This window comes from Burkholderia sp. AU30198 (assembly GCF_020419825.1).
Taxonomy (GTDB): domain Bacteria; phylum Pseudomonadota; class Gammaproteobacteria; order Burkholderiales; family Burkholderiaceae; genus Burkholderia.
In genome coordinates this window covers 394,843-402,748 of record NZ_JAIZSA010000005.1, presented here as the reverse complement: position 1 = coordinate 402,748, position 7,906 = coordinate 394,843, and the positions used below count along the sequence as shown (strand labels likewise).

Sequence of the window (7,906 nt, the reverse complement as noted above, 5' to 3'; positions counted from 1 at the left end):
GCCGCCCCCCCCCCCCCCCCGGCCCGATGGTGCGGGCGAGGACCTCGATGCGCCGCAGCGCGTCGCGATGCGAGGTGCTCGCGGTCTGCACCTGGACGATGAGTTCGGTCGCATCCGTCAAGGCGGAATCGGCGTCCAGTGCGGCCGCGATGTCCTCCGGCGTGCCGCGCAGCACGCCGAAACGGTCGAGCAGGCCGGCGACGTCGGCCGGCCCAGCCGGCGGCGTGCCGGCGGCATGCGCGAGGCGCGCGGCGTAGCGCAGGATGTCGGGCGCGAGCACCGACTCGACGCTGGCGGCGTCGGCGCCGGGCACGATCGCGCGCACGAGCGCGACACGGGGCGCGGACGGATGCCGCCACGCAGCGCGATAACGCGCGATCAGCGCGGCTTCGCCGCCCGGGTCGGGACGCAAGCGCGCGACGATCAGCCCGTGCCCGTTGCGGGCGACCGCGTCGGCGTCGCCGGTCGCCTGCCAGAGCCGCGCCGCGAGGGTCGGCGCCGGCGGCTGCAGCGTCAGGTCCGCGTTGCCGAGCGGTGCGCCGTCGAGTGCGCGGCGCAGCGTGGCGAGCGCGTCGGCCTGCAGTGTCGCGCGCGCGTCGAAATCGCGGCCGAATGCGCGGAACACCTCCGGTTCGAAACCGGCGCCGACACCGAGCTGCACGCGGCCGCCCGACAGCGCGTCGAGCACGGCCGCATCCTCGGCGACGCGCAGCGGCGATTCGAGCGGCAGCACGAGCACGCCGGTGCCGAGCGCGATGCGCTGTGTGCGGCGCGCGGCGGCCGCGAGCAGCACGAGCGGCGACGGCAGGCGGCCCGTTTCGCTGCCGAAGTGATGTTGGGCCACCCACGCACTGTCGAACCCGAGCGCTTCCGCGGCCTCGATCAGCTCGAGCGTGTCGTGGAGCACGTGCGTTGACGCTTCGGGCGCATAGACGCGTGTCAGCACGCCAAGACGGATGCGCCGGGTCATGCTGCCGCTCCCGCGACCGGGGTCGCCGTGTCGCCACGCACCGACGATGGCGGCCGCACGAACGGCGGGCGCGGCAGGCCGAGCTGGTCGCGCAGCGTCGGCCCTTCGTATTCGGTGCGGAACAGCCCGCGCCGCTGCAGCTCGGGGACGACCAGGTCGACGAAATCGTCGAGCCCGCCGGGCGCCCACGCGAACGCGACGTTGAATCCGTCCGCGCCGAACGACCGGAACCAGGCCTCGAAGTGGTCCGCGATGGCTTTCGGCGTGCCGGTGACGATGCCCGCGCTCGCGAACCGTTCATAGAGCTGGCGGATCGTCAGGTGCTCGCGGCGCGCGAGATCGACGATCAACTGCTGGCGGCTCTTGCTGCGATTGCTGGCCGGCAGGTCAGGCAGCGGCCCGTCGAGCGGATAGCCCGACAGGTCGAAGTCGCCGGCGTTGTCGGCGAGCAGGCGCAGCCCGAGCACGGGATCGATCAGGTCCTGCAGCGCGCGCAGCTTGTCGCGCGCGTCGGCCTCGGTCGCGCCGACGATCGGCATGACGCCCGGCAGGATCTTCAGGTGGTCCGGCTGGCGGCCGTAGCGCGCGAGGCGGCCCTTGACGTCCGCGTAGAACGCCTGCGCGTCGTCGAGCCGATGCTGCGCGGTAAAGATCACTTCCGCACAGCGCGCGGCCAGCTCGCGTCCGGCCTCCGACGAACCGGCCTGCACGAGCACCGGATGCCCCTGCGGCGCGCGCGCGACGTTCAGGGGGCCGCGCACGCTGAAATGGGCGCCGCGATGATGGAGCACGTGCAGCTTGCAGTGATCGAAATGCAGGCCGGTGGCCTTGTCTTCGACGAACGCGTCGTCTTCCCAGCTGTCCCACAGTCCCGCGACGACGCGCTGGAACTCGTCGGCGCGGACGTAGCGGTCGGCGTGCGCGAGATGCGGCGCCGCGCCGAAGTTCGCCGCTTCGTCGGGCACCACCGAGGTCACGAGATTCCAGCCCGCGCGGCCGCCGCTCAGGTGATCGAGCGACGCGAACTTGCGGGCGATGTGGTACGGCGCGTTGTAGGTCGTCGTCGCGGTCGCGATCAGGCCGATGCGGTGCGTCACGGCCGCGAGCGCGGCGAGCAGCGTGAGCGGTTCGAAGGTCTCCGCGCGCGCGCTGCGGCGCAGCGAGTCGACATGGCTGCCCTGCGTCGCGACGACGTCCGCGACGAACAGCGCGTCGAGCTTGCCGCGCTCGGCCGTCTGCGCCATGCGCCGGAAGTGCGCGAAATCGCGATTGCCGTTCGGTTGCGCGAGCGGATGGCGCCAGCCGACCACGTGGCTGCCGGTGCCGTTCAGCATCGCGTTGAGTTTCATCTGGTCGGTACGGCGCGTCATCCGATCCTCCTCAATACGTGTAGGTCACGCGCACCCCGACGGTGCGTGGCTGGCCGGCGGCGGCGACGTTCGTGCCGGGCAGGAAGAAGTTTTTCGTCAGGTCGTACTGGCGGTTGAACAGGTTGCGCGCCCACAGCGCGACGTCCCAGTGCCGGTCGGGCGACGTGACGGTCAGGCTCGCGTTGAACAGCCAGTACGCGTCGACGGTGTAGTTCGGGCCGAGCAGCAGCAACTGCGAATACGCGTCGCGATAGCTGTAGTTGGTTTCCGCGCGCAGCCGGTAGCCGCCGGCGAGCCAGCTGTACGCGACCTGCCCGCCATAGCTGAGGCGCGGAAAGCTGAGCGCGGTGCCGTTGTAGTCGGTGAACACGTTGTGGCCGCTGGCAGCCGATGCCTGCGTGTTGTACGTGACGAACGGCGACGTGTACTTGCCGCCCTTGTAGCCCACGTATTGCGAGATCTCGAGCCCGCGCACCGGTTGCCATTTCAGGTCGGTCTCGAAACCGTCGATGCGGGATTTCGGCGCGTTGACGAACGTGCCGATCAGCGATTGCGAGTTCGGGTCGAACGTCGCGGACAGCACTTGCTGGTCACGGTAGTCGTAGTGGAACGCGGAAACGTTCCAGCGCAGCGAGCGCGTGAGGTCGCTCTTGAAGCCGACCTCGTATGCGGTGAGCGATTCCGGCTTGAACGGCGCGAGCGCATTCGAATTGCTGGTGTTGTGTGCCGTGAAGCCGCCGGACTTGTAGCCGCGGCTGACGGTTGCGTACAGCATCGTCGCCGGCGCGAGATCGAATTCGAGGCCGATCTTGCCGGATGTGCCGTTCGATGTCAGCGACTGGTTCGCGTCGCCGCCCTGGAAGCCCGCGAACGGCACGAACGACGGCGTCAGCATCCCCGACGCGAAGCCGCGCAGCTCGCGCTTCTCGTGTTCCTGGCGCAGCCCGACGATGCCGCGCAACCGCTTCGTGATGTCGTAGGTCGCCTGGCCATACACGCCGAGCGTATCGACCGACTGGCGGTAGCGCGTCAGCGCGATGAAGCCGAGCCGGTCGCTGAAGTCGGAATAGAACTTCTCGTCGAGGTCGTCGTGCGAGTAGAACAGGCCGGTGACCCAGCGCAGCCGCGTGTCGCCGCGCGAGGCCGCGCGCAGTTCCTGCGTGACTTCGTTGACGGTGTCGTCGAAATACTCGTCGGAATCGTGATAGCGGGTGGCATCCCAGTCCGAATACTCGCGGCGGTGCAGGTAGTTGTACGCGGTGATGCTCTTCAGTTCGACCGGGCCGAGATTCCACGTCGCGGTCAGGTCGACGCCGCCGTTCACGTTGTTGCGCCCGGGCTTCGCGTCGGTCGACAGGCCCGTCGCGCGCGAAAACGCGGGGCTCACGCCCCAGCCGGTCTTCGTGTGGTCGGCATCGGCCGGGATGACCTCGCCGGTCTTGGCCGACGTGTACGGCGTGAACAGGTACAGCCCCTCGTTGTCGGATTTGTCGAAGCCGCCGTGCGCGCCGAAATGCAGCTTGAAGTCGCGCGTGACGTCCCAGTCGAGCTGGCCGCGCGCCGCGGCGCTGTCGTGATTGCCGAGCGTCTGGTTGGTCGCGCGATCGTTCTGCCACGCGCCGAAGTCCTGCGTCGTGAACGCGAAGCGGCCGCGCACGCGGTCGCTCAGCGGGCCGGACACGTAGCCTTCGGTCGTCAGCAGGTTGTGCGTGCCGTATTCGGCGCTCACGCCCGCCTCGAAATCGCGGGTGGGCTGGTTCGTGATGAAGTTGACGGTGCCGCCCGTCGTGTTGCGGCCGTACAGCGTGCCTTGCGGGCCGCGCAGCACCTCGACGCGCGCGATGTCGAACAGCTGCCCCTGGGTCTGGATCGGCAGTGCGTACGCCACGTCGTCGACGTTGATGCCGACCGTCGACGCGTTGTTGGACGTGTAGTCGTTGAAGCCGACGCCGCGGATCCGGAACTGCGGCTGGCCGCCGCCGAATGCCGGTTCGACTTCGACGTTGGACGTCGCATGCTGCAGGTCATTCACCGTGTCGACGTTCAGCGTCTTCAATTCGTTGCCGGAGATGACCGACACCGACGCACCGACGCGTTGCGCCGATTGCCGGCGCCGCTCGGCGGTGACGACGACGTCCTTGAGTTGCGCCTCCGCGACCGGTGCGTTCGGGGTTGCGCGCGGCACGGCCGACGCCGCGACGGCAGGCGCGGCCTGCTGCCCGGGCACGGCCGGCTGTTCCTGCGCATGGAGCCCCTGCGCGGCGGCCAGCAGCGCCGACGCGCCGATGGAGGCCTTCAACATCGTGTATTTCATCCGTAGTTCCCCAAATCGATGCGCTTGTTATGCCTATGCCCCGGTGCGCGGCGTGGCGCTTCCGGTTGATTGCGTCGCGGATCGGCGGCGCGTGGACAGGCCACTTGCAACAGCCGTGCCAATGCGCGGGCAGGCGTGTCGCGCAACGAATTCGTGCAAAAAGGACGGGGCGGGCCGGCTGGATGAACGCGCGTGTTCCGGCCGCTTTGCTGGAAATCCAGCACGCGCGTCGCGCGCCGGGCGGTGTGCTGCATTTGCGGCATCTCGCTGGAAATCCAGCGCGTCGCGCACCGCGCGGCGCCCGCCCGGGCCGACAGGACGGTAATGGCACGGTGCTTGCTCTCGACTCAGGCCATGCATCTGTCCACGAGGATCTTCATGAACGCTTTCACGTCCGCCGACACACCGGCCCAGGTGTCGTCCCCGCTTGCTTCCCGTCCGCCCGCAAGCCGCATCGCCGATGACGCGCATGCGCTCGAAACCGCGCGCCGGCTCGCCGATGAACTGGCGCGCGACGCGGCGCTGCGCGACCGCGAGCGGCGCTTGCCGTTCGCGGAACTCGACCTGTTCTCGGGCAGCGGCCTGTGGGGGATCACCGTGCCGCGCGCGTTCGGCGGCGCGGACGTAGCGCTGGCGACACTCGGCGAGGTCGTGCGGACCATCGCGCAGGCGGACCCGTCGATCGGCCAGTTGCCGAAGAATCATTTCCACGCGCTCGACGTGATCCGGCTGACCGGCGACGACGCGCAGCGTCGCAAGTTCTTCGGCCTCGCGCTCGACGGCGCGCGCATCGGTCACGCGGCATCGGAGCGCGGCACCAGGAACGCGCTCGAGATCGCCACGCGGCTGACCCGGCGCAACGGACGCCTGGTGCTCGACGGCCAGAAGTTCTACTCGACGGGCGCGCTGTTCGCCGACTGGATCGCGGTGCTCGCGCTCGACGATGACGGCCGTTACGTGCAGGCGCTCGTCGAACGCGATCGGCCGGGCCTCGAGATCGTCGACGACTGGAGCGGCTTCGGGCAACGCACGACGGCGAGCGGCACGCTCACGCTCGCCGGCGTCGAGGTCGACGCGGGCGACGTCGTCTCGATCCAGGCCGCGTTCGAGCGGCCGACGCTCGCGGGCCCGGTATCGCAGTATCTGCACGCGAACATCGACGTCGGCATCGCGCGCGCGGCGCTCGCCGACACGATCGACTTCGTGCGCACGCGCAGCCGCCCGTGGGGCGACAGCGGTATCGCGCGCGCGTCCGACGACCCTTATGTGATTCGCGACGTCGCGGACGTGCAGATCCGTCTGCTCGCGACCGAAGCGCTGCTCGACCGCGCGGCCGCGCAGCTCGACGCACTGCCCGCCGAGCTTGACGATGCGCAGGTGGCGCAGGCGTCGGTGCAGGTTGCGGCAGCGAAGGTGCTCAGTACCGAACTCGCGATCCAGGCGACCAACAAGCTGTTCGAGCTGTCGGGCACGCGCTCGGTGCTGAGCGAGTACAACCTCGACCGTCACTGGCGCAACGCGCGCACTCACACGCTGCACGATCCGGTCCGCTGGAAATACCACGCGATCGGCAACTACGTGCTCAACCACGTCAATCCGCCGCGCCACGGGTACCTGTGATGGACGACACGCTTTCGACGCCGTCGCCGCTTGCGTTGCCGGACCCCGCGCGACGCCGTTACCTGATCGCCTCCGCGTGGGCTGCAGCGGCACTCGGCGGCGCTCCGCACGCATTCGCGGCGAGCGCCGCCGCGACGCCGGTGCGCGGCGGCACGCTGTCGCTGTTCGCGCAGCCGGAGCCGCCCTCGCTCGTCAACGCGCTGACGCCGCACGTCGCGTCGCAGTATGTCGGCGGCAAGATCTTCCAGGGCCTGCTCGTGTTCGATCCGCAGCTGAAGGCGGTGCCCGTGCTCGCGCGCAGCTGGAACGGTTCCGCGGACGGGCTGCGCTACACGTTCGACCTGCAGCCCGGCGTGCGCTGGCACGACGGGCAGCCGTTCGGCGCGCAGGACGTGGTCGTCACGCTGAAGGAGATCGCACCGCAGGCGCTGCCGCGCACGAAGGTGACGTTCGACAAGTACATCGCGTCGATCGACGCGAGCGGCCCGCTGCAGGTGACGATCCGCCTGAAGACACCGTACGCGGGGCTGATCAACCTGCTCGGCAGCGGCTTGCTGCCGATCCTGCCGGCGCACCTGTACCAGGGCAAGGACCCGCGCGGCAATCCGGCGAACCAGCATCCGGTCGGCACCGGGCCGTTCGTGTTTCGCGAATGGAAGCGCGGTGCGTACATCCGGCTGGCGCGCAATCCGGACTACTGGAAGAAAGGGCTGCCGTATCTCGACGGGATCGTATTCAATATCGTGCCCGACTCGGCTGCGCGCTCGATCGCGTTCGAGCGCGGGCAGGTGCATGCGCTGCGCGCGGGCGACGTCGACTATGCGGACCTCGCACGGCTGTCGAAACTGCCGGGCGTCGAGCTGACGACGCAGGGATGGGAGCTGTTCACCGGCATGGCGTTTCTCGAACTGAACCAGCGCAAGCCGCCGTTCGACAACGTGCTCGTGCGACAGGCGGTGCTGCAGGCACTCGATCGCCAGTTCATCGTCGACCGGATCTTTTTCGGCTACGGGAAAGTGGCGAACGGGCCGTTCGTATCGTCGTCGCCGTTCTACGATCCGGACGTGCCGCGCTTCCCGCACGACCCGGAGCGGGCGCGCGCGCTGATCCGGCAGTCCGGCGTGGACGTCGGCAAGTATCCGCTCGTGTTGCTCAACGGTGAGAAGGGCGGCGCATGGGAGCGCGTGGCCGAATATACGCAGCAGGCGCTCGGCCAGGCCGGGTTTCGCGTGCGCGTGCAGACGACCGACGCGGCCGGCTGGTATGCGCGCGTCGCGAACTGGGATTTCGACCTGAGCTACAACTTCCTGTTCCAGAACGCGGACCCCGATTTCGGCGTCGCGCCGCTGTACCGGATCGATGGCATTTCGAAGGGCTCGCCGTTCGGCAACGTCGAGGGCTATCGCAACCCGAAGGCCGACGCGCTGTGGGATGACGCCGCGCAAGCGATCGACCCGGCCGCGCGTCGCAGGCTCTATGCGCAGATCCAGGCCACGCTCGCGAACGACGCGGCGATCGCGAACATCTTCGAGATGGTCAACCCGACGGTGTACCGGCGCAATGTCCACAACCTGCTGCGCACGGCCACCAGCGTGAACGACAGCCTCGAGGACACCTGGATCGGGTGATGCG

5 protein-coding genes are annotated in these 7,906 nt (G+C 69.3%); 2 read left to right on the top strand and 3 right to left on the bottom strand.

Annotated features, from left to right (window positions below; all coding sequences use genetic code 11):
• The 3 genes from LGN19_RS14950 to LGN19_RS14940 form a co-directional block, all read right to left on the bottom strand.
• Nucleotides 1-970 (bottom strand): LLM class flavin-dependent oxidoreductase (locus tag LGN19_RS14950; protein WP_226215569.1); only part of this gene is annotated, 970 nt, incomplete at its 3' end.
• Nucleotides 967-2,340: an LLM class flavin-dependent oxidoreductase gene (locus tag LGN19_RS14945; RefSeq protein WP_226215567.1), complete on the bottom strand. Its 1,374-nt coding sequence runs from the start codon at nt 2,338-2,340 to the stop codon at nt 967-969. The genes LGN19_RS14950 and LGN19_RS14945, both read right to left, overlap by 4 nt.
• Nucleotides 2,341-2,350: 10 nt before the next feature.
• Nucleotides 2,351-4,642: a TonB-dependent receptor gene (locus LGN19_RS14940; protein ID WP_174957668.1), complete on the bottom strand. Its 2,292-nt coding sequence runs from the start codon at nt 4,640-4,642 to the stop codon at nt 2,351-2,353.
• Nucleotides 4,643-5,032: 390 nt separating this feature from the next.
• On the opposite strand from LGN19_RS14940, the gene LGN19_RS14935 reads away from it, so the two are divergent.
• Together LGN19_RS14935 and LGN19_RS14930 are read left to right on the top strand one after the other, a co-directional pair.
• Nucleotides 5,033-6,274 (top strand): SfnB family sulfur acquisition oxidoreductase, encoded by a 1,242-nt coding sequence (locus LGN19_RS14935; RefSeq protein ID WP_175220947.1) that lies wholly within the window; start codon nt 5,033-5,035, stop codon nt 6,272-6,274.
• A complete protein-coding gene (locus LGN19_RS14930) occupies nt 6,274-7,902 on the top strand; it encodes an ABC transporter substrate-binding protein (RefSeq protein WP_226215565.1) in 1,629 nt (542 codons plus the stop codon). Before LGN19_RS14935 ends, LGN19_RS14930 begins: the two co-directional genes overlap by 1 nt.
• Nucleotides 7,903-7,906 lie beyond the last annotated feature (4 nt).